The sequence below is a fragment of the Mycobacterium sp. MOTT36Y genome, assembly GCF_000262165.1.
Classification (GTDB): domain Bacteria; phylum Actinomycetota; class Actinomycetes; order Mycobacteriales; family Mycobacteriaceae; genus Mycobacterium; species Mycobacterium intracellulare.
This window is the reverse complement of sequence record NC_017904.1, coordinates 952,245-972,566: the sequence shown is the minus strand read 5'-3', so window position 1 is coordinate 972,566 and position 20,322 is coordinate 952,245. Positions and strand designations below refer to the sequence as shown.

Below are 20,322 nucleotides of genomic sequence, written 5' to 3'. Positions count from 1 at the left end.
TCGGACGACGGCACGCCGCTCAGTAGAACCAGCCGGCGCTGTCGTCTGCGGTGTCGCGGCTGGTGTCGGTGCTGTGGCCCAGCTCGGACAGGGGCACGGCCGTCTCGTCGGGAACACCTGCGAGTACGTCGGCCATCCCCGGGTCGGCCTCGATAAGGGAGACCCAGTGCTTGCGGCGCGCGGCGGTGATCTTGCCCCTGTTCACCGCATCATCCACCGCAGCCTCGACCTGCGCCTTGGCGGCTGCGGCGGCAATCCGCCGGCCCTCCTGCGCATCGCGCCTCAGCGCTGCGAGGCTGTCGGCGTCTAGCAGTTCGAGGCCGTGCTTCTTGGCGGCTGCGGCGACCTGGGAGGCCGAGGCGTCGTCGGGCACCGGCAGCAGCGGGTCGCGGGTGACGTCCTTGACGGTGTCTATGACCAGGCCGAGGTCGTCGGTGTCTTCCGGCAGGCCAAGGAGGGCGAGCAGGACCGCCGCCTGCGTGTCGCCGAATGTGAGAGCCATTGTGTGTCAGCACCTTTCGTTATGACAGACCGATGATTTTCTTGGCTGCGAATGGCCGGTCGACGGCGAACGCGGGCACGGCGAATGCCTGGACCCACCAGGAGCGGGTGCCGGGGTCGCGCCACGTCTCCACGGTCAGCGGCACCTCGAAGCCCACGGTGCCGACGTTGCCGGCCTGGCACACGTACACGGTGCCGGCGGGCAGGCGGGGGTTGACAAACATGCCTTCGGTGAAGCCGGCGCTGGCCAGCATGTCGTCGAGGCGGTCGGCGTAGGCGGTACGCAGCTGCTTGGCCTGTTCGGGGTGCACTACTAGCAGGTCGTGGGTGACGCCGCGCTCTTCGAGGTCGGCCAACTCCTGGGCCTCGGCGAAGTGCGCGGTCGGGCGGTCGGCCGAAGCGGTGATCTGGTCCAGCGGGCCCACGAAAACCAAGTTGTCCCATGTCGTTCCGACTGCGATGCTGCCGATGTCGGCTGCCGTCAAAGCGTCAACGGTGCGGGTGTCGAGCTTGCGTGTGATGGTGTTGGCCAGCTGCGTGGTCTGCTGGTCCAGGAAGTTGATGTTATTGCGCAGGATGGCCTCTTCGGGGACCTGGAACTTGCCGCCCCAGTCCTCAACCACCGCCAGCTTCGGGTCCGGATCGACGCCCTCCACGATGCCGTACTCGGCGCCCGGGATGCGCTGCTCAAGGCCGCCGGCCATGAAGAAATCGCTGGCCTGCACGCTGCTGTACAGGATGCCGCCGCCTTGCACCTTGGCGCCGTACTGGCGCAGGAACTTGGGCAGCAGGATTTGTGGGTCGGCGAGCTTAGCGATTTGGTTGCGGATGATCGTCGGCTGGTTCAGCGCGGCATCAACGGTCAGCGTCCGCCCCGTGAGCGACGGAATCAGCGGGCTGGTCACAGGATTGGTCATGGCGTACCCAGTTCCTCTCAGGCGGTTACGGGGAAAGCGACCTGCGCGATTCCGCCGTTCGGGGCGGATGCGATGGCTTGGCCCACGACGATGCCGGTCGTTGCGGTTACAGCGGTCCCACCGGCACCCACCTGAATCGCGTCGCCCGCGTTGATGGCGCCGCCGGCAAGGACTTTCACCACACCGCCACGGGCTACCCGCACAATCTGCCCGGTCGCGGCATCCCACGCGGCCACGCCGATGGGGCGGCCACCGGCGGCGGCCGGCGCCACGCTGATGTTTGCCGGTGCCGGCACTCCGGTCTCCGCTGATCGCGACGAACTGGCGGCCGGTGACGGGCGCCGTGGCCAGGCCGGGCAGGTCTGCTCCCGGCGCATAGACGAATGGCGTTGTGAGGGTGGTTGACATGGGGGTCTGCCCTTCTTCCTTGTCAGGCCGGTGTGGCGGCGATGGTTGTAAGTCGTTGGGCGCGGGTGCGCCTCGCGCGTGCTACCGCTACGGCGCGGGCCCGCATGGCGTGCTCGGGGTGGGCGGGCGTCGCTGCGACCACCACGCGGCGGGCCGATGATGCTGCCACGCCGTACAAATCGGTGAGGTCGGCCAGCGTCTCGATGCCCGGCGCGGTCTGGCCCAGCAGCGCCACCGCCGTCAGCACCAGCGGCCAAACGGTCCCGTCCGGCGCGGTGTAGTCGATCAGCGCCTCGACCGAGCGGGAGGGGTAGGAGTGCGGCAGGAGGCTTGCGACGGCGGCCGGCACGTCCACGAAATCGCCCACCAGGGTGGCCCCGCCGTTGGTGAGCCGCGAGGTTGTCGATGCGGCCCAGCGCAGGCCCGCCATCAAAGCGCGGGTCGGTGTGCCCAATCTTGAGCACCGGCTTGCGCAGCACCCCGGCCCGGTGCGCGGCAACAGCCGCAGTCAAATCGTCGGCGGCCACCGTCCACTCTCCAGACGAAATCGACCACGTGCCAACGCGAATCAGCTCCATGTTGCGGATGGTCCGCAGGTTAGGCGGCATGGTCACCCCATCCGTGAGGCCCGGCGCTCGGCGTAGTCGACGACCGGGGCGGCCGGGTAGAGCCAGCGCGACCCGGCGCGGTGCGCGGGCAAGACGCCCCGGGCGCGTAGGTAGCGGACATTCGCCGTGCTGCAGCCAATGATGCGGGCTGCCTCTGTTGCGGCGAGTGGCGCAAAACGGGGTTGAAGCCACCCAAAGATCAACGGCTCTGTGCCAGAACTTATTTGAGCGGTTGACAAGCGTTGGCATTATGGGAGCAACCCGCCAACCCATCCGAAAGGGGCACTACCGCAATGACTATGAAACGCAACCGCCGCGCCGGCGTCGCAGACCGCTGGCACAAAACCGTTTACGACGCCGACGGAACGGCGCGCACGGTCCCGAGCGCCGCCTACGGCAAGGGAAAGCGTTGGCGGGCCCGGTATGTCGACGACACAGGCCGCGAGTACACCAAGCTGTTCGGCCGCAAGACCGATGCGGAGACGTGGCTTGCCAATGACATCGTGCCGGCGCTGGCGACGGGCACACATGTAGCGCCCTCGGCGGGGCGGGTGACGGTGGCGCAGGTCTATCAATCGTGGGTGGTTACGCAGGGGCACGTTAGCGCCAAGACGGCCGCGTCCCGGCGCAGCACGTGGGGCAGCCGCGTGGAGCCGCAGTGGGGTGACGCCCCGGTGGTTGATGTGCGGACCGCCGCCGTGCGGGCATGGGTAGCAGCAATGGTCACCGATGGCGTCGGCGTGCCGACCATCGAGAACGCTTACGGGCTGCTGCGCCAGGTGCTAAGTGCCGCAGTGGAAGACCGCCGCATACCGCGCAACCCGTGCGAGGGCATCAAGTTGCCCAAACGCAAGCACGCCGACCGTGGGTACCTAAGCCATGCTCAGGTTGGCGCGCTGGCCGCCGCAGTAAACCGCCACCCCGAAGTGATCCGGTTCCTGGCCTACACGGGATTGCGTTGGGGGGAGATGGCGGCGCTGCGCGTGCGACTTCGACATGCTGCGCCAGCGAGTGAACGTCAGCCGCTCCGTCACCGAATCGGGCGGCCTGGTGTGGTCGACACCCAAGACATGGGAGCGGCGGTCGGTGCCATTCCCGGCCGCGCTGGCACCCGGGCTGGCGGCGCTCATGGTGGGCAAGGGCCGCGAGGACACGGCGTTCACCGACCAGCGGGGCGCCGTGCTGCGGAACTCCAACTACCGGTCCCGGGTGTTTGAGCCAGCGGTGCGCGCGGTGCAAGCGGCCGCAGCAGCACAGCGGGCGCGGGAGGTGGCGACTGCCGGCGAGGCGAGCACACCGGAGTTCCCGACGATCACGCCGCACGATTTGCGGCACACTGCGGCAAGCCTGGCGGTCAGTGCCGGCGCGAACGTGAAGGCGGTGCAGCGCATGTTGGGGCACGCGAAGGCCAGCATGACGCTCGATGTGTACGCCGACCTATTCGACGAAGACCTCGACGCTGTGGCTGCAAATTTGGATGCGGCGATCGAATCTGCTGCGGCACGCCTGCGGCACGCGCCTGTGTCGCAATCCATTGGGGCATTAAAACCCCTGGTAAATGTGTGGAGCTAAGGGGAATCGAACCCCTGACCTACTCGATGCGAACGAGTCGCGCTACCAACTGCGCCATAGCCCCTGACCGCTAGCAGGCTACCAGCCGCGGCACCAACCGCCGAAACGCGAGCACTACTCGCCGACGGCGCGCGGCAAGTCCCGGGGCCACCCGTAGGTCCGCATCGCCATCGCGTAGTCCAGGTGCTCGAAGACCGGGTCCTCGTCGTCGATTTCCAGCACCACCGCGCCCGGGCGGCGCAGCCGCGACGGGACCACGTCGTACTCCCGGTCGTAGGCGTTCTCGACGCCGAGGCGCGCCCGCGCCATCCGCTGCGCCCGGCGGCGGCGCACCTTCTCCTCGATGCGCGTCTGGCGGCGCAGATAACCCAGGTACAGCAGGGTGATGCCGATCGCGCTGCCGCACACCCACCAGGCGCTCGGCGAGATCTTGAACGCCGCGGTGGCCGAGCCGATCAGGACGAGGGCCAGCACCATCAAGACCTTCTTGCGGAACGCGTACTTGCGGGCGCTGACCGCGGCGGCCGTCTTGGCGTCGAGCCGGCGCCGGCGGGCAGCGCTGCGCGGCGTCGGGGCCGGAACGTCGTCGTCGTCGGCGTCTTCGGCGGGGGGCTCCAATCCGGACGAGTCCTCGACGTACTCGTAGCGGTCCTCGTCGTCGTGCTTGGCGACGGCCTCGGTGTCGACGTCGTCCTCGGCCGGTTCCTCGCCGAGGTCCTCGGCCGCAGAATCGCTGGCCCCCACCGGAAGCGCGGCCGAATCCTCGACGACATCGACGTCGAGGTAGTCGGGCTCGGCGGGCTCGGCCAGGGCCATCTTCATGACCACCGGGCGCCGGCGGCTCAGCTCGTCGGTGTCGGCGTCGTCGTCCGTTTCGCGGTCGTGGTCGTCGTCCTCGGCAAGGTCGTGCTCCTCGTCGAGGTCGGTGTCGGCCGAGTCTTCCGGCGGTTGCCAGTCGGGATCGCTGCGGTGACCGGCGGCCGGACCGCTGCGCTTGATCAGCCGGGAGTTGGCCCCGCCGTTGAGGACTCGCGTCGCCAACGCCACGTCGCTGGTGCGGCGCACCGCGTCGCGTTTGCTGACGAGCATCGGCACCAAGACAAACAGCCACAGCACCACGAGCGATATCCACAACAATGACTGCGGGATGCTTGGCATGATGACCTGCTCTCTGTGGTTCTCATCCCCCGCGAAGCCCATCGGTGGCCACCGCGGCCGGGTCATGACGACCAGGACAATTACACACCTGTAATTTGCTTCCCACAAGCACCACGAGTCACTCGTGTCGCGCCAGTCCCAAATCGGCGAAAATCCGGTCACGGTCGGAGCGTCGCCGGCCGTCCCAATTAATAGGTGGCGGTCAGACCCAGCTGGCGTTACCGGCGCGGACCAGCGCCGATGCCACCGATCCGGTGACCTCTTCGACGGTGATGGCCATCAACAGGTGATCGCGCCACGCCTTGTCGACTTCCAGGTAGCGCTGCAACACGCCCTCCTGGCGGAACCCCACCTTTGCCAGCACGGCCCGGCTCGCGGCGTTTTCCGGGCGGACGGTGGCCTCCACCCGGTGCAGCATCACCGGCCCGAAGCAGTGATCGAGCCCCAGAGCCAGGGCCGCGGTCGCCACCCCGCCGCCGGTGGCCGACCGCGGCACCCAGTAGCCGATCCACGCCGACCGCAACGCGCCGTGGGTGACGTTGCCGATGGTCAGCTGGCCGCAGAACTGCCCGTCGAGTTCGATGACGTAGGGCAGCATCCGTCCCTGGCGCGCCTCCGCCCGCAGGCCGGAGCACAGCGCCGGCCACGCGGCCACGGCATGCCGGGCCGTCCAATCACCCTCGGCGCTGGGCTCCCACGGCTCCAGATGCGCGCGATCGCTCAGCCGGATCCGGCTCCACTGCGCGCCATCGCGCAGCCGCACCGCCCGCAGGCGGACCACGCCCGCCGGAACCCGAAGCGGCCCAACGCTCATGGGCCAACCCGGATGACGGGAATTGGAGCGCAAGAGGTTCACCGTGGACGCAGTCGTTCCGCTCAGCCGCGCTGAGCCAAGAAGGCGACGTCGACGATCTCGCCGGTCCGAATCTGCTCGGCGCCGCTGGGCACCACCACCAGACAGTTGGCTTCGGCGAGGGTGGCCAGCAGGTGCGACGACGCGCCCGGGGCGCCGCCGAGCGCCTGCACCAGATACTCCCCACTCTCCTGGTCGCGCATCAGCTGGCCGCGCAGGTAACCCTTGCGCCCGGCCACCGACGTGATGGGCGACAGCGTGCGAGCCTGCACGATGCGGCGCATCGGCTGGCGCTTGCCCAGCGACAGCCGGATCAGCGGGCGCACCATCACCTCGAAAACCACCAGCGCGCTCACCGGATTGGCCGGCAACAGGAACGTCGGGACGCCCTCGCGGCCCAGCTGACCAAAGCCCTGGACGGAGCCGGGATGCATCGCGACCCGGACGACCTCGAGCTCGCCGAGCTCGGAGAGCACCGAACGCACCACTTCGGCCGCCGCACCGCCAACGCCCCCGGCGATGACGATGACCTCGGCGCGATTGATCTGCCCCTCGACGATGTCGCGAAGCTCCTTGGCGCCGCCGCCGACGATCCCGACGCGGTTGACCTCGGCACCGGCGTCGCGGGCCGCGGCCGCAAGCGCGTAGGAGTTGACGTCGTAAACCTGGCCGTTCCCCGGGGTGCGGGAAATGTCGACCAGTTCCCCACCCAGCGCCATGATCGTGACCCGCGGCCGGGGATGAACCAGCACCCGTTCGCGGCCGACCGCGGCCAGCAGCCCGACCTGGGCCGCGCCGATGACCGTTCCGGCGCGCACCGCAACGTCACCGGGCTGGACGTCGTCGCCGGCGCGGCGCACGTAGGCGCCCGACGGCGCCCCGCGGTAGATCCGCACGCGCGACGTCCCGCCGTCGGTCCACCGCATCGGCAGGACCGCGTCGGCCAGGGTGGGCAGCGGGGCCCCGGTCTGCACGCGGACGGCCTGGCGTGGCTGCAAGCGGCTGGGCGTGCGCGTACCCGCCTCGACCGTGCCCATCACCGGCAGCACCAGCCCGTCGCGCCCGTCGCTCTCAGGTGAGTCGTCGACGGGCTCGGGCAGGCTGTCGTGGCCCACCTCGCCGACGCCGAGGACGTCGACGCTGCGCACCGCGTAGCCGTCGATCGCGGCCTGATCGAAACCGGGCATCGGGCGTTCGGTCACCACCTCCTCGGCGCACATCAATCCCTGCGCCTCGGCGATCGCCACACGTATCGGCCGCGGGGCCACCGCGGCAGCCGTGATCCGAGCCTGCTGCTCTTCCACCGAACGCACAGCGCGCCTCTCTGCCCTCGCTGCCTGACGGGCGGCCCGCCGGCCGGGTTACCGCCGGGCTACTGCTCGGCCAGGCCCAATCGCGCCACCAACCATTGCCGCAAATCCGGGCCGTAGTCGTCACGATCCAATGCAAAGTCAACCGCAGCCTTGAGGTAGCCGCCAGGATTTCCCAAGTCGTGTCGAGATCCGCGGTGCACGACCACATGCACCGGGTGGCCCTCCGCGATCAGCAGGGCGATGCCGTCGGTGAGTTGCACTTCGCCACCGGCCCCGCGCTCGGTGCGGCGCAACGCGTCAAAGATGGCGCGGTCGAGCACATATCGGCCCGCCGCGGCGAACAGCGACGGCGCGTCCTCGGCCTTGGGCTTCTCGACCATGCTCTTGACCCGGAGCACGTCGGGGTTCTCATCGTCGGGCACCGGCTCGACGTCGAAAACGCCGTAGGCGCTGATCTCTTCGGGGGTGACCTCGATCGCGCACAACACGGTGCCGCCGTGGTGGGCACGCACCTTCGACATCGTGCCCAGCACGCCGGTCGGCAACACCAGGTCGTCCGGCAGCAGCACAGCGATCGCGTCCTCGTCGTCGGACAGCCGCGATTCCACGCACCCGATCGCGTGGCCGAGCCCCAGCGGTTCGCTCTGCACCACGGACTCGACCTTGATCAGTCGCGGCGCGCGGCGGACCTTGTCGAGCATCGCGGTTTTGCCGCGCTCCTCCAGCGTGCTTTCCAGTACGAGGTCTTCGACGAAATGCGCGACGACGCCGTCCTTGCCCTCGGAGGTGATGATCACCAGCCGCTCGGCACCGGCTTCGGCCGCCTCGGCGGCCACCAGCTCTATGCCCGGGGTATCGACCACCGGTAGCAGTTCCTTGGGAACCGTTTTGGTTGCCGGCAAGAAGCGGGTACCGAGACCGGCGGCGGGCACAACAGCCGTGCGTGGCACCACCACGTTTGGGCATGACATCGTTCACACGATAACCCGCATCCGCTTTGCCGAGTCGATGTGGCGCGGGCAAAGTCCTGGCTGTCATGGTTGACGCATGGCAACCACGGGCAAGGCCGCGTTGCGCGAACAGCTACTCGCGGCCCGGCGCCGCGTTGCCGACGACGTTCGGGCCGCCGAGGCGGACCTACTGCGGGAAAAGTTGGAAGCCCCGGAAAGCATTGTGGCCAGCGACAGCACGGTCTGCGCCTATGTGCCGGTGGGCACCGAGCCGGGGTCGATTGAGCTGCTGGACATGTTGCTGCGCCGCGCCGGCCGGGTGCTGCTGCCGGTTGCGCGTACCACCGCCGACAACACGCCGCTGCCGCTGTCGTGGGGCGAATACCGGCCCGGCACCCTGACCACCGGCCGGTGGGGATTGCTCGAGCCCCCGCAGCCGTGGCTGCCGGCGGCGGCCCTGGCGGAGGCCGCCCTGGTGCTGGTGCCGGCGCTGGCCGTCGACCGCGCCGGCGTGCGGCTGGGCCGGGGGCGGGGGTTCTACGACCGCTCGCTGGGCGGCCGTGACCCCCACGCGCCGCTGGTGGCGCTCGTCCGCGACGCGGAATTGCTGGACGAGATCCCGGCCGGTCCGCACGACGTCCCGATGACCCACGCGCTCACGCCGCAACGAGGGCTGATCGCCCTCGATTCGCACTGACATGTCGGGAATGAGACATGTCACGTGGCGGTTCTAGCACTTGAGACGCTAGAGTGCTAACCAGGTTTGCAATCATCCGGAGGTTTTCGTGCCGACTTACAGCTATCAATGCACCGAGTGCGACGATCGCTTCGACATCGTGCAGGCCTTCACCGACGATGCGCTGACCACGTGCAAACGCTGCTCCGGTCGGCTTCGCAAGCGCTTCAACTCCGTCGGAGTGGTGTTCAAGGGCAGCGGCTTCTACCGCACCGACAGCCGCGAGTCCGGCAAGAAGTCGAGCGCCTCCACCAACGGCTCCTCGTCGAGCGACTCGGGTTCGAGCTCGGGTTCCAGCGAGAAGTCCGGTTCCAATGACAAGTCCGCCTCGAGCGAGAAGTCGAGCAGCAGCTCCACACCCTCCCCCGCCGCCGCGGCCACCAACTGAGCGTTATCCACACGCGCGTCGCTGACCGGCGACCCGGGCACCGCGTTGCGCCTACCGTTGCCCCGTGGGCGAATCATCGCTGAACCCAAGCGTATTGAGCCGGCTGTCGCTGTGGTTGCGACCGGACTGGACCCGCACCGTGCTGGCGCGCCGCGTCGCGGCGGGCGGGCTGGTCGTGCTGGCCGGCATCGCGACGCTGCGCTCCAATCCCGCCGGTGACTACACGCAGGTGGTGGTCGCCGACCACGACCTGCGCCCCGGCAACGCGTTGACCGCCGCCGACGTCCGAATCGAAAAGCGTTTGGCCTCAACAGTTCCCGACGGGGCTCGCGCCGACGTGGGCGCGGTGGTGGGTTCGACGCTGGCCGGCCCGGCCAGGCGTGGCGAGGTGCTCACCGACGTCCGGTTACTGGGCAACCGGCTGGCCGAGGCGGCGATCGGGTCGAAGGCGGGACCGGGGGCCCGCATCGTGCCGCTGCATCTGGCGGACGGCGCGTTGATCGACCTCGTCCGCGCCGGGGATGTGGTCGACGTGTTGGCGGCGCCGGCGACCGGCGCGCCGGAAACCGCCCATGCCGCCCCCAGGGTGGTGGCGACCGACGCCGTCGTGGTCCTCGTGTCGGCCAAGGAAAAGCTCCAGTCCGCCGATGCCGACCGCGTAGTGTTGGTTGCGCTGCCGGCTCGTGTGGCGAACACGGTGGCGGGCTCGGCGTTGGGCCAGACGGTGACGCTTACCTTGCACTGAGCGGGTCGCCCCAGCCTCGCATCCGTATTCGCTGGATCAGGCCGTCTGGAGGCTGGCACAGTACTTGCACTTGCGCGCGGCCTCCGGGATGTCGGACTTGCACTCCGCGCATGCCTTGGTGGCCGGCTCCTCCACGAACACGGTGACGCCGCGGCGGGCCTGGATGTGCTTGTACGGCACCACGATCATGAAGTACACGGCCGTCATGAAGACGACGAAGTAGATGATCGCCGAGATGAACGATCCGATGTCGAGGAAGGTCGCCTTGTTCCCCGCATCGCCGAGCTGCCAACCCAATCCGAATTTCGTACCGGGCTGCACGGCGGCGACCAGCGGGTTGATCACGCTGTCGGTGAAGGCCTTGACGAGGTTGGAGAAGGCCAGGGCTACGACCAGACCGATGGCCACGGTGATCACGTCACCGCGCATCACGAAACTCTTGAATCCCTTTATCATGCGCACACCTCCCGTAGCGCCGACTATCGGGGCAGCGCGCTGCCGCCCGGAGAAAACGCTATGCCAGGTTGTGCGCTATCACACATTTCCCGAACGATTAGTCACCAAAGGTTGACCGCGTCGTGATGTCTTTACACGCGAGCCGCTGCTCAACGGTGGTGCGGGGGCACGTTCTCCCGCAACCACTGCTCGTGCTCGTACGCGTTGGAATCGAGCCCGTCCGTTGACTCCTGGGTTCGTGAAACGAATTCGGCCTCGAAACCGGAAGGTCTTGTCACCGCCGGACCGACCCCAGGACCGCGAATCAGATCTCGAGGCTCGACAGCTGCCCAATGATCTGGGCCGCCAACGGATTAAGAGTCGCCATTCCGTCGCGCACCGCATAGCGGGAGCCGGCCAGGTTGACCACCAACGTACTGCCGGAGACCCCGGCCAGACCGCGGGACAAACCGGCGTCGATGATGCCCGCCGACAGCCCCGAGCCGCGGATCGCCTCCGCGATACCGAGGATCTCGCGATCGAGGATCTCGCGGGTGGCCTCCGGGGTGACGTCGCGTGGGGTGACACCCGTGCCGCCGACCGAGACGACCAGATCCACCCCGCCGATCACGGCGGTGTTCAGCGCATTGCGGATCTCGACCTCGTCGGCGGCGACCGCCACCACACCGTCGACGACGAATCCCGCCTCGGTCAGCAGCTCGGTGACCAACGGGCCGCTGTGGTCCTCGTCTCCGTGCGCGGTGCGGTCGTCGACCACCACGACCAGAGCCCGGCCAACTACCAATTCCGCCCCCGTTTCCATGGGTGCAACCGTATATCCGAGCTCCGACAACCCCGTCGTCGAGGGTTCGTCCACTCTCACTACTGGTCCGCCTTCCCGAGAGTCACCGGCAAAGTCCGGCTCCCGCCGCCGGCGGGGTCGGAGAACGTCAGCGAAATCTTGTCGCCGGGCGCCTTGGAGCGCACCGCGGCCACCAACGCGTCTGCGCTGTTGATCGGGCGGTCGTCGACCTTGGTGACGACCACGTTCTTCGGCACGCCCGCGGCGGCGGCGGCGCCGCCCGCGACGACGTCGACGACCTTGGCGCCCGGGGTGCCCTTGTCGCTGGTCACCTGGACGCCGAGCGAGGCGTGCGACGCCTTGCCCGTGGCGATCAACTCGTCGGCGATGCGTTTGGCCTGGTCGACGGGGATCGCGAAGCCCAGCCCGATCGAGCCGCTCTGGGCGTCCGGCGATTCGCCGCCGAGGGTGGCGATCGCGGAGTTGACGCCCACCAGCTGGCCGCTCATGTTGACCAACGCGCCGCCGGAGTTACCGGGGTTGATCGCGGCATCGGTCTGAATGGCGTCCAGCACGGTGTTTTGGTTGCCCGACTCACCCGTCGTGGACACCGGCCGGTTGAGCGCGCTGACGATCCCGGTGGTCACCGTGCCCGACAGACCCAACGGCGACCCGATCGCCACCACCGGCTGACCGACGTGCAGATCCGACGAGGAGCCCAGGGAGATGGGCGTGAGTCCGGACATGCCCTGCACGCGAATCACGGCGATGTCGCTGGTGGGATCGGTGCCGACGACGGTGAACGGGGCGGTACGACCGTCGGAGAAGGTCACCGTGGTTTTCGGTGTGGGTCCGCCGGGTCCGCCCGGCGCGACGGGAGGCACCGGGGCCCCGGGGAGACCCGCAGGAGGCTTGGGCGATCCCGCCGCGGCCGCGACGACGTGGTTGTTGGTGAGGATCAGCCCGTCGGTCGACAGGACGATCCCGGAGCCTTCTTCGGACTGCCTTCCGATATCGGTCTCGAGCATCACGACGCTGGGCACGACCTTGGAGGCCACCTGTTCGACGCTGCCCGGTGGCATGTTCGCGGCCGGGACGCTGGGCGCCGCCCCCACGACCCGCCCGCCGCCGTTGCCCGAGGCGTGGTCGCCGAGCTCGATCGCCGTCGCCGCCGCGCCGCCGATACCGGCCGACACCACCGCGATGGCCAACGCCCCGGCGGTCAAAAGCCCTGCGCGAGAACGCTTTCGCGGTTCCGGTGCGGCCGGCATACCGGGCAGCATGCCGGGCATCGGACCCGTGCCGGGGATCCGGCCAGGGCCGGTGTTGCCGAACGGTTCGTAGGGCGGACGGAACTGGCTCGTCTGCGACGGCTGCGACCGATAGCGCCAGTCGAACTGCTGGTTGTACGGCTGCTGCTGTCCCTGGGCATAGCCCGAGGACCCCGCGTGGCTCGGGACGGACGCAGTCTGATTCGGCGCGGGAGGGTATCCCGGCTGCTGCGGCGGTGGCGAATACCTCGGGTCATTCGTCATGTCGCTAAGTCGCTCTTCCTCTATCTCAGTGTTTCGGCAAGTCGACGGCTGGGTTCAACAGTAGCCGCAGACCTACCTTGCCCGCGCGGACTGAGAGTCCACTGAGATAACGTTCGCCGATTCCCCAGAGTTCGCCTCGTCGCCGGCCGCCGGCCCGCCCGCCTCGGTCGCGGCGTCTACCTGGCCGGCCTCCGGCTCGGTCGCGGAGTATGTCGCCGGCAGCAGTGGCCGTCCGGGCAGCAGCACATAGAAGGAGGTACCCGGGGGCTGGCCGCCCGGGACGGTGTCCTCGACGCGCAGCAAGCCGCCGTGGTTGAGCACGACCTTCTTGACGATCGCCAGACCGAGGCCGGAGCCGGGCATGGCCCGTGCCGTCGTCGAACGATAGAACCGCTCGAACACCAGCCGGCGCTCTTGCGGTGGAATCCCGGGTCCGTGGTCGGCGACCACCAGCTCGGCGTGCGACGGGTCGAGTTGCCGCATGGTGACGCCGACGTGACCGCCCGGCGGGCTCCACTTGGCCGCGTTGTCCAACAGGTTCAGGACCGCGCGCGACAGGCCGGCGGCGTCGCCGTACATCTGCCACGGCGTCACGTCGACGTCGAAGTGAATGTCGTTGCGGCGCCGCCTGACTCGCTCCAGGCTGCGGTCGACCACGTCGGACATGTCGACCGGCTCGTGCACCACCTGGCCGGCGTCGTCGCGGGTGAGGTCCACCAAATCGCCTACCAGCGTGGACAATTCCTCGATCTGAGCGACCACGTCGGCGCGCAGGTCGACCATCTCCTGTTCGGGTAGCCGCGGCGCTCCGGGTTCCATCGACGCCATCAGCAGCTCGACGTTGGTCCGCAGCGACGTCAGCGGGGTGCGCAGTTCATGCCCGGCGTCGGTGACCAGCCGCGCCTGCCGTTCCCGCGATTCGGCCAACGCCCGCAGCATCAGGTTGAACGACTCGGTGAGCCGGGCCAATTCGTCGCTGCCGAACACGGGGATGGGTCGCAGGTCGTCGGTGCGCGCGACGCGTTCGGCCGCTTCGGTCAGGCGGCCCACCGGGCGCAGGCCGGCCCGGGTGACCATGCCGCCCGCGACCGCGGCGACGGCCACCCCGACCCCGCCGACGATCAGCAGCACCCAGCGCAGTTTGTTCATCACCGCCTCGGTCGGCTTGAGGCTCTTGGAGATCAGCAGCGAGGTGCCGTTCTGCAGATGGACGGCGAGGATCCGCTGATCGCCGGCGGTGCGCCGCGACATGAACAGATCGCCGTGGATGACCGCCTTCTCCGCCGGACCAACCGGCAGGGTCTGACCGGGCTGCTGGGCGGTGTAGATGGCGTGGCCCGGGTTCACCAAAATCGCGTTGACGTCCGAATAGGCGGTGCCTTCGATCGCCTTGCCGGGGTCGGCGGCCAGGGAACCGCTGGCGATCAGCAGCTGGGCCCGGCTTTGCAGTTGGTTGTCGATGTCGCTGTAGAGCGCGGCCGAAATCACGGCGTAGACGGCGAACGCCATCAGCACCACGACCATGGCGACCATCGACATCGCCAGCAGCATGACCCGCCACCGCAACGACAGCGACGGGGTCGCGCGCAGCGGTGGGCGCATGGGTGGGCGCGGAGGCCGGGGGAACTTGATCATCGTGGGGATTGCATCGTCACGGCGGTGTCTCCCGCAGGACGTAACCCACCCCGCGCACGGTGTGGATCAGCCGGGACTCACCGTCGGCTTCGGTTTTGCGGCGCAGATAGCCCACGTAGACCTCCAGCGCATTGCCCGAGGTGGGGAAGTCGAACCCCCATACCTCCTCGAGGATGCGGCTGCGGGTGAGCACGCGGCGGGGATTGGCGATCAGCATTTCGAGCAACGCGAATTCGGTGCGCGTCAGGCTGATCCGGCGCTCCCCGCGGGTGACCTCGCGGGTCACCGGGTCCAGGGTGAGGTCGGAGAACTTCATCGCCACCGATTCGGCCTCGTCCTCCGGCTTGGTCCGGCGCAGCAGCGCACGCATCCGGGCCAACAGTTCTTCCAGGGCGAACGGCTTGGGCAGGTAGTCGTCGGCGCCGGCGTCCAGGCCGGCGACCCGCTCGGAGACCGAATCGCGCGCCGTGAGCACCAGGATCGGCAGGTCATCCCCGGTGCTGCGGAGCTGTCGGCACACCTCGAGGCCATCCAGCCTCGGCATCATCACATCCAGGACGAGCGCATCGGGGCGATCGCTTGCGATCAGTTCGAGAGCTTCGACCCCGTCATGGGCCAACTCGACCGAGTAGCCGTTGAAGGACAACGACCTACGCAGCGACTCGCGCACGGCGCGATCGTCGTCGACGACCAGTATTCGCACGGCCCCTAGTTTCGTCCCACCGCCTGAGACTGACCTGAGAGGCGCGCCGGTGAGGTTCTAGCGGCGGTCGCAAGTGCGGCGAAGCCGGGCGCAGCGGGCCGCCGCCATCAGGTCAGCGGCGGGCCGCCGCCATCGGGTCAGCGGCGGTCGAGGTCGATCAGGCCGAGGCGGGCGGCCTTGAGCAGCCTGCGCGGCACTCTGTGCCGCTGACCTGCGACCGTGACACCGACGAGTTCGGTCTTCTCGGCCTTCCACTGCGCGCGCCGGCTACGGGTGTTCGCGCGCGACATTCTGCGCTTGGGTACGGCCATGGTCGGGCCTGACTCCTCAATGTGGCTTGCGGTTCGGCATGTCGCGCGGCGTGGGCCGGGAGGCCGAACGGGCGACGATCGGGTATCAGGATAGTCGCTGGTCCGCTCGTCGCCAAAACCGACGCCCGCCGCCCCGGATCGCACCCTGCGCTAGCACGGCCCTGGCGCACCCGCCCCGAAGTGGGATCCTTGACGTGACACCCGCGGTACCCGATAACCTACCGGTTGGTTGGTTGGGTCTCACCGGTGAATCCCTGAATGGAGGACGGGCATGGCCTCTGCTTCCGGCGCTTGCGTCCGGATCGCGAACTGCTCCGGGTTCTACGGCGACCGGCTGTCGGCCATGCGCGAAATGCTCACCGGTGGCGAGGTCGACTACCTCACCGGCGACTACCTGGCCGAACTCACCATGCTCATCCTGGGCCGGGACCGGATGAAGCACCCCGAGCGCGGCTACGCCAAGACCTTCCTGACGCAACTCGAGGACTGCCTGGGCGAGGCCCGCGACCGCGGGGTCCGCATCGTGGCCAACGCAGGCGGCCTCAACCCGGCCGGGCTTGCCGACGCGATCCGCGCGCTGGCCGAGCGCCTGGGTATCGACGCCCGGATCGCGCACGTGGAAGGCGACGACCTGTTGCCCCGCGCCGCCGAACTGGGCCTGGGCAGCCCGCTGACCGCGAACGCCTACCTGGGCGCCTGGGGCATCGTCGACTGCCTGGCCGGCGGCGCCGACGTCGTCGTCACCGGCCGGGTCACCGACGCGTCGGTGATCGTCGGGGCGGCCGCCGCGCATTTCGGCTGGCATCGCACCGACTACGACCAGCTCGCCGGCGCCATGGTCGCCGGCCACGTCATCGAATGCGGGGTCCAGGCCACCGGCGGCAACTACGCGTTCTTCACCGAAATCGCCGACCTCACCCACGCCGGTTTTCCCCTGGCCGAGGTCTATGCCGACGGATCCTCGGTGATCACCAAGCACCCCGGCAGCGGCGGTTTGGTCAGCGTCGACACCGTCACCGCCCAGCTGCTGTACGAGATCACCGGGGCGCGCTACGCCAACCCCGACGTCACCGCCCGGATGGACACCGTTGAGCTCGCGCCCGACGGTCCGGACCGGGTGCGCATCAGCGGCGTGCGCGGCGAAGCCCCGCCGCCCACCTACAAGGTGTCGCTGAACAGCATCGGCGGGTTTCGCAACTCGATGACCTTCGTGCTCACCGGCCTGGACATCGAGGCCAAGGCGGAGCTGGTGCGCCGGCAACTCGACGCCGCGCTCACCGTCAAGCCCGCCGAACTGCAGTGGACCCTGGCCCGCACCGACCACGCCGACGCCGACACCGAGGAGGCCGCCAGCGCGCTGCTGCACTGCGTCGTGCGCGACCCCGATCCCGTTAATGTCGGACGCCAATTCTCTTCGGCCGCAGTGGAGTTGGCGCTAGCCAGCTATCCGGGCTTCCACGTGACCGCACCGCCGGGCGACGGCCAGGTCTACGGCGTGTTCACCCCCGGCTACGTCGACGCCGACCAGGTGCCGCACGTCGCGGTGCACGCCGACGGGACGCGCATCGATATCCCCTGCGCCACCGATACTTTGGTGTTGGCTCCGGCCGATCCCCCGCCGCTGCCCGAGCCGCTTCCGGATGGCCTGCTGCGCAGGGCGCCACTCGGCCGCATCGCCGGTGCCCGCAGCGGCGACAAGGGCGGCTCCGCCAACGTCGGTGTGTGGGTCCGCACCGACGAGCAATGGCGGTGGCTGGCCCACACGTTGACCGTCGAACGGCTCAAGGAGCTACTCCCCGAGGCGGCGGACTTCGATGTCACCCGCCACGTGTTGCCGAATCTGCGGGCGGTCAACTTCGTCATCGACGGCATCCTCGGCCAGGGCGTCGCCTACCAAGCCCGATTCGATCCTCAAGCCAAGGGGTTGGGCGAATGGCTGCGCGGCCGCCACCTCGACATCCCGGAGAGTCTGTTGTCATGAATCTTTGGACCACACCCGAGCGTGAGCAGCTACGAAAGACGGTGCGCTCCTTCGCGGAACGCGAGATCCTGCCCCACGTCGACGAGTGGGAACGCAGCGGCGAGCTGCCGCGCGAATTGCACCGCAGCGCCGGGGCCGCCGGGCTGCTGGGCGCGGGCTTCCCCGAATCGGTCGGCGGCGGGGGAGGCGACGGCGCCGACGCGGTCGTCATCTGCGAAGAGATGCATCAGGCCGGAGCCCCGGGGGGCGTGTTCGCGTCGCTGTTCACCTGTGGCATCGCGGTGCCGCACATGATCGCCTCCGGCGACGAGCGGCTCATCGAGGAGTTCGTCCGGCCGACGCTGGCGGGCGAGAAGATCGGTTCGCTGGCCATCACCGAACCGGGCGGCGGTTCCGACGTCGGCCACCTGCGGACCTCCGCCGAGCGCGACGGTGATCACTACATCGTCAACGGCGCCAAGACCTACATCACCTCCGGCGTGCGCGCCGACTACGTCGTCACCGCGGTGCGCACCGGAGGCCCTGGCGCGGCGGGGGTTTCGTTGCTGGTGGTCGAAAAAGGCACGCCCGGCTTCGAGGTGAGCCGCAAGCTTGACAAGATGGGCTGGCGATCCTCGGACACCGCCGAGCTGTCCTACACCGACGTCCGGGTGCCGGCGGCCAACCTGGTCGGCGCCGAGAACAGCGGGTTCGCCCAGATCGCGCAGGCCTTCGTCGCCGAGCGAATCGGCCTTGCCGCACAAGCATATTCGAGCGCCCAGCGGTGCCTGGACCTGACCGTGCAATGGTGCCGCGACCGCGAGACGTTCGGCCGCCCGCTGATCTCGCGGCAGTCGGTGCAGAACACGCTGGCCGAGATGGCCCGCCGCATCGACGTGGCCCGCGTCTACTCGCGCCACGTGGTGGAACGCCAGCTCGCCGGCGAGACGAATCTGATCCCGCAGGTGTGTTTCGCCAAAAACACCGCCGTCGAGGCCGGCGAATGGGTGGCAAACCAGGCCGTCCAGCTGTTCGGCGGCATGGGCTATATGGCCGAATCCGAGGTCGAGCGCCAATACCGGGACATGAGGATCCTGGGGATCGGCGGCGGCACCACCGAAATCCTGACCGCACTGTCCGCCAAACTCCTGGGGTTCCAGTCATGATCGCAGCGATGAGGAGGAGTGGCGCCAGATGAGCACGCTGCAATCCACACTCAACCACGACGACGCCGTGTTCACCGAGGCCGCGTCGGCGGCGATCGCGAAACTCGACGAGATCGACGCCGAGCTGGCCAATGCGCTGGCGGGCGGCGGACCCAAATACGTTGAGCGGCACCACGAACGTGGCAAACTGACTGCGCGTGAGCGCATCGAGTTGCTCGTCGACGCGGATTCGCCGTTCCTGGAGCTCAGCCCACTGGCCGCCTGGGGCAGCGCCTTCAAGGTCGGCGCCAGTACCGTCACCGGCATCGGTGTGGTCGAGGGCGTCGAATGCATGATCGTCGCCAACGACCCGACGGTCAAAGGCGGCATCAGCAACCCATGGACCCTGAAGAAGATCCTGCGGGCCAACCAGATCGCCTTCGAGAACCGACTTCCGGTGATTTCGCTGGTGGAATCCGGCGGCGCGGACCTGCCCACCCAGAAGGAGATCTTCATCCCCGGCGGGCGGATGTTCCGCGACCTGACCAGGCTTTCGGCGGCCGGGATCCCCACCATCGCTTTGGTATTCGGTAACTCCACCGCGGGCGGCGCCTACGTCCCGGGGATGTCCGATCACGTGGTGATGATCAAGGAACGCTCCAAGGTGTTCCTCGCCGGTCCCCCACTGGTGAAGATGGCCACCGGCGAGGAGTCCGACGACGAATCGCTGGGCGGCGCCGAAATGCACGCCCGGATCTCGGGTTTGGCCGACTACTTCGCGGTCGACGAACTCGACGCCATCCGCATCGGCCGCCGCATCGTCGCCCGGCTGAATTGGACCAAGCAGGGCCCGAAACCCAAGCCGATCACCGAGCCGTTGTTCGACACCGAGGAGCTCATCGGCATCGTCCCCGCGGATCTGCGCATCCCATTCGATCCCCGCGAAGTGATCGCCCGGATCGTCGACGGATCCGAATTCGACGAATTCAAACCGCTGTACGGCTCCTCACTGGTGACGGGCTGGGCCCAGTTGCACGGCTACCCGATCGGGATCCTGGCCAACGCGCGCGGCGTGCTGTTCAGTGAGGAGTCGCAAAAGGCCACGCAGTTCATCCAGCTGGCCAACCGCTCCAACACGCCACTGCTGTTCCTGCACAACACCACCGGCTACATGGTGGGCAAGGACTACGAGGAGGGCGGGATGATCAAGCACGGCTCGATGATGATCAACGCCGTGTCCAATTCGACCGTCCCGCACATCTCGTTGCTGATCGGCGCGTCCTACGGCGCGGGCCACTACGGTATGTGCGGCCGCGCGTACGATCCGCGGTTCCTGTTCGCCTGGCCGACGTCGAAGTCCGCGGTGATGGGCGGCGCCCAGCTCTCGGGGGTGCTGTCGATCGTGGCCCGCGCGGCCGCGGAAGCCCGCGGCCAGCAGGTCGACGAGAAGGCCGACGCGGCGATGCGGGCCGCGGTCGAGGGCCAGATCGAGGCGGAGTCGCTGCCGCTGGTGCTGTCCGGGATGCTCTACGACGACGGGGTGATCGACCCACGGGACACCCGGACCGTGCTGGGAATCTGTTTGTCCGCCATCGCCAATGGCCCGATCAAGGGGACGTCGAACTTCGGCGTCTTCCGGATGTGAGC

Annotated in this window: 22 protein-coding genes and 1 tRNA gene; 7 read left to right on the top strand and 16 right to left on the bottom strand. The window is 68.7% G+C overall.

Translation table 11 applies throughout. From position 1 onward, the window contains the following. Positions 1 to 19 precede the first annotated feature (19 nt). The 5 genes from W7S_RS04865 to W7S_RS25875 all read right to left on the bottom strand — a co-directional run bounded on the left by W7S_RS04865 (position 20) and on the right by W7S_RS25875 (position 2,637). Positions 20 to 502 carry a hypothetical protein gene (locus W7S_RS04865; protein WP_014711041.1) on the bottom strand — a complete coding sequence of 161 codons (483 nt, stop codon included), beginning with the start codon at positions 500 to 502 and terminating at the stop codon, positions 20 to 22. Between the two features lie 19 nt (positions 503 to 521). After that, the gene (locus W7S_RS04860) at positions 522 to 1,418 is read right to left on the bottom strand and encodes a major capsid protein (protein ID WP_014711040.1); all 897 of its coding nucleotides are present in this window, start codon (positions 1,416 to 1,418) and stop codon (positions 522 to 524) included. A gap of 17 nt (positions 1,419 to 1,435) precedes the next feature. Beyond that, positions 1,436 to 1,714 carry a capsid cement protein gene (locus W7S_RS04855; RefSeq protein ID WP_014711039.1) on the bottom strand — a complete coding sequence of 93 codons (279 nt, stop codon included), beginning with the start codon at positions 1,712 to 1,714 and terminating at the stop codon, positions 1,436 to 1,438. 134 nt (positions 1,715 to 1,848) lie between these two features. Further along, the gene (locus W7S_RS04850) at positions 1,849 to 2,280 is read right to left on the bottom strand and encodes a hypothetical protein (protein ID WP_232518747.1); all 432 of its coding nucleotides are present in this window, start codon (positions 2,278 to 2,280) and stop codon (positions 1,849 to 1,851) included. A 156-nt stretch (positions 2,281 to 2,436) separates the two neighbouring features. Then, positions 2,437 to 2,637, bottom strand: a complete 201-nt coding sequence (locus tag W7S_RS25875; RefSeq protein ID WP_232518780.1) for a helix-turn-helix domain-containing protein — start codon at positions 2,635 to 2,637, stop codon at positions 2,437 to 2,439. A gap of 793 nt (positions 2,638 to 3,430) precedes the next feature. Here W7S_RS25875 and W7S_RS27405 point away from each other — a divergent pair. Further along, the gene (locus W7S_RS27405) at positions 3,431 to 4,006 is read left to right on the top strand and encodes a tyrosine-type recombinase/integrase (RefSeq protein WP_014711037.1); all 576 of its coding nucleotides are present in this window, start codon (positions 3,431 to 3,433) and stop codon (positions 4,004 to 4,006) included. Here the strand turns inward: W7S_RS27405 and W7S_RS04840 are convergent. The 5 genes from W7S_RS04840 to W7S_RS04820 form a co-directional block, all read right to left on the bottom strand. After that, a tRNA-Ala gene (locus tag W7S_RS04840) sits at positions 3,998 to 4,070 on the bottom strand. The two genes, W7S_RS27405 and W7S_RS04840, sit on opposite strands and share 9 nt — an antisense overlap. Before the next feature lie 50 nt (positions 4,071 to 4,120). Continuing rightward, complete coding sequence (gene glpR, locus W7S_RS04835) at positions 4,121 to 5,164, bottom strand: gephyrin-like molybdotransferase receptor GlpR (RefSeq protein ID WP_050989408.1); 1,044 nt, start codon at positions 5,162 to 5,164, stop codon at positions 4,121 to 4,123. Positions 5,165 to 5,366: 202 nt separating this feature from the next. Continuing rightward, the gene (locus W7S_RS04830) at positions 5,367 to 6,020 is read right to left on the bottom strand and encodes a GNAT family N-acetyltransferase (protein ID WP_179300127.1); all 654 of its coding nucleotides are present in this window, start codon (positions 6,018 to 6,020) and stop codon (positions 5,367 to 5,369) included. Between the two features lie 20 nt (positions 6,021 to 6,040). After that, on the bottom strand, positions 6,041 to 7,330 hold the full coding sequence (glp, locus tag W7S_RS04825) for a gephyrin-like molybdotransferase Glp (RefSeq protein ID WP_008254095.1): 1,290 nt from the start codon (positions 7,328 to 7,330) through the stop codon (positions 6,041 to 6,043). A 59-nt stretch (positions 7,331 to 7,389) separates the two neighbouring features. Then, on the bottom strand, positions 7,390 to 8,301 hold the full coding sequence (locus W7S_RS04820; protein ID WP_008254094.1) for a UTP--glucose-1-phosphate uridylyltransferase: 912 nt from the start codon (positions 8,299 to 8,301) through the stop codon (positions 7,390 to 7,392). A gap of 76 nt (positions 8,302 to 8,377) precedes the next feature. Between W7S_RS04820 and W7S_RS04815 the strand changes: the two genes are divergently transcribed. The 3 genes from W7S_RS04815 to W7S_RS04805 all read left to right on the top strand — a co-directional run bounded on the left by W7S_RS04815 (position 8,378) and on the right by W7S_RS04805 (position 10,149). Next, positions 8,378 to 8,977: a 5-formyltetrahydrofolate cyclo-ligase gene (locus W7S_RS04815; protein ID WP_008254092.1), complete on the top strand. Its 600-nt coding sequence runs from the start codon at positions 8,378 to 8,380 to the stop codon at positions 8,975 to 8,977. Between the two features lie 88 nt (positions 8,978 to 9,065). After that, positions 9,066 to 9,404 carry an FmdB family zinc ribbon protein gene (locus W7S_RS25870; RefSeq protein ID WP_008254090.1) on the top strand — a complete coding sequence of 113 codons (339 nt, stop codon included), beginning with the start codon at positions 9,066 to 9,068 and terminating at the stop codon, positions 9,402 to 9,404. 64 nt (positions 9,405 to 9,468) lie between these two features. Further along, positions 9,469 to 10,149: an SAF domain-containing protein gene (locus W7S_RS04805; RefSeq protein WP_008254088.1), complete on the top strand. Its 681-nt coding sequence runs from the start codon at positions 9,469 to 9,471 to the stop codon at positions 10,147 to 10,149. Positions 10,150 to 10,185: 36 nt separating this feature from the next. Here the strand turns inward: W7S_RS04805 and W7S_RS04800 are convergent, their stop codons facing one another. The 6 genes from W7S_RS04800 to rpmF all read right to left on the bottom strand — a co-directional run bounded on the left by W7S_RS04800 (position 10,186) and on the right by rpmF (position 15,570). Further along, positions 10,186 to 10,605: an MscL family protein gene (locus W7S_RS04800; protein ID WP_008254074.1), complete on the bottom strand. Its 420-nt coding sequence runs from the start codon at positions 10,603 to 10,605 to the stop codon at positions 10,186 to 10,188. A gap of 304 nt (positions 10,606 to 10,909) precedes the next feature. Further along, positions 10,910 to 11,407 carry a molybdenum cofactor biosynthesis protein B gene (locus W7S_RS04795; protein WP_008254072.1) on the bottom strand — a complete coding sequence of 166 codons (498 nt, stop codon included), beginning with the start codon at positions 11,405 to 11,407 and terminating at the stop codon, positions 10,910 to 10,912. 59 nt (positions 11,408 to 11,466) lie between these two features. Beyond that, complete coding sequence (locus W7S_RS04790; RefSeq protein WP_008254070.1) at positions 11,467 to 12,921, bottom strand: S1C family serine protease; 1,455 nt, start codon at positions 12,919 to 12,921, stop codon at positions 11,467 to 11,469. A 72-nt stretch (positions 12,922 to 12,993) separates the two neighbouring features. Then, positions 12,994 to 14,556, bottom strand: a complete 1,563-nt coding sequence (locus tag W7S_RS04785; RefSeq protein ID WP_008254067.1) for a HAMP domain-containing sensor histidine kinase — start codon at positions 14,554 to 14,556, stop codon at positions 12,994 to 12,996. A gap of 16 nt (positions 14,557 to 14,572) precedes the next feature. Continuing rightward, positions 14,573 to 15,259, bottom strand: a complete 687-nt coding sequence (mprA, locus tag W7S_RS04780) for a two-component system response regulator MprA (RefSeq protein ID WP_008254065.1) — start codon at positions 15,257 to 15,259, stop codon at positions 14,573 to 14,575. A gap of 137 nt (positions 15,260 to 15,396) precedes the next feature. Beyond that, positions 15,397 to 15,570, bottom strand: coding sequence for a 50S ribosomal protein L32 (rpmF, locus tag W7S_RS04775; protein ID WP_008254062.1), 174 nt, complete (start codon positions 15,568 to 15,570; stop codon positions 15,397 to 15,399). 271 nt (positions 15,571 to 15,841) lie between these two features. Between rpmF and W7S_RS04770 the strand changes: the two genes are divergently transcribed. Genes W7S_RS04770 through W7S_RS04760 form a run of 3 tightly spaced genes read left to right on the top strand, consistent with a single transcriptional unit; the run spans position 15,842 to position 20,320 of the window. Further along, on the top strand, positions 15,842 to 17,551 hold the full coding sequence (locus tag W7S_RS04770) for an acyclic terpene utilization AtuA family protein (protein ID WP_008254060.1): 1,710 nt from the start codon (positions 15,842 to 15,844) through the stop codon (positions 17,549 to 17,551). Then, entirely contained in the window at positions 17,548 to 18,696 is a 1,149-nt protein-coding gene (locus W7S_RS04765) for an acyl-CoA dehydrogenase family protein (RefSeq protein WP_008254058.1), read from the top strand. The genes W7S_RS04770 and W7S_RS04765 overlap by 4 nt, the downstream gene beginning before the upstream one ends. 28 nt (positions 18,697 to 18,724) lie before the next feature. After that, positions 18,725 to 20,320 (top strand): acyl-CoA carboxylase subunit beta, encoded by a 1,596-nt coding sequence (locus W7S_RS04760; RefSeq protein WP_014711036.1) that lies wholly within the window; start codon positions 18,725 to 18,727, stop codon positions 20,318 to 20,320. Positions 20,321 to 20,322 lie beyond the last annotated feature (2 nt).

Excerpts from the sequence above, each read along its gene's own strand:
- W7S_RS04785 (WP_008254067.1), bottom strand. The coding sequence starts at position 14,556 with ATGATCAAGTTCCCCCGGCCTCCGCGCCCACCCATGCGCCCACCGCTG.
- glpR (WP_050989408.1), bottom strand. The coding sequence starts at position 5,164 with ATGCCAAGCATCCCGCAGTCATTGTTGTGGATATCGCTCGTGGTGCTG.
- W7S_RS04800 (WP_008254074.1), bottom strand. The coding sequence starts at position 10,605 with ATGATAAAGGGATTCAAGAGTTTCGTGATGCGCGGTGACGTGATCACC.
- W7S_RS04865 (WP_014711041.1), bottom strand. The coding sequence starts at position 502 with ATGGCTCTCACATTCGGCGACACGCAGGCGGCGGTCCTGCTCGCCCTC.
- W7S_RS04820 (WP_008254094.1), bottom strand. The coding sequence starts at position 8,301 with ATGTCATGCCCAAACGTGGTGGTGCCACGCACGGCTGTTGTGCCCGCC.
- W7S_RS04765 (WP_008254058.1), top strand. The coding sequence starts at position 17,548 with ATGAATCTTTGGACCACACCCGAGCGTGAGCAGCTACGAAAGACGGTG.
- W7S_RS04795 (WP_008254072.1), bottom strand. The coding sequence starts at position 11,407 with ATGGAAACGGGGGCGGAATTGGTAGTTGGCCGGGCTCTGGTCGTGGTG.
- W7S_RS04760 (WP_014711036.1), top strand. The coding sequence starts at position 18,725 with ATGAGCACGCTGCAATCCACACTCAACCACGACGACGCCGTGTTCACC.
- W7S_RS04770 (WP_008254060.1), top strand. The coding sequence starts at position 15,842 with ATGGCCTCTGCTTCCGGCGCTTGCGTCCGGATCGCGAACTGCTCCGGG.
- W7S_RS04790 (WP_008254070.1), bottom strand. The coding sequence starts at position 12,921 with ATGACGAATGACCCGAGGTATTCGCCACCGCCGCAGCAGCCGGGATAC.
- W7S_RS27405 (WP_014711037.1), top strand. The coding sequence starts at position 3,431 with ATGCTGCGCCAGCGAGTGAACGTCAGCCGCTCCGTCACCGAATCGGGC.
- W7S_RS04815 (WP_008254092.1), top strand. The coding sequence starts at position 8,378 with ATGGCAACCACGGGCAAGGCCGCGTTGCGCGAACAGCTACTCGCGGCC.
- W7S_RS04860 (WP_014711040.1), bottom strand. The coding sequence starts at position 1,418 with ATGACCAATCCTGTGACCAGCCCGCTGATTCCGTCGCTCACGGGGCGG.
- rpmF (WP_008254062.1), bottom strand. The coding sequence starts at position 15,570 with ATGGCCGTACCCAAGCGCAGAATGTCGCGCGCGAACACCCGTAGCCGG.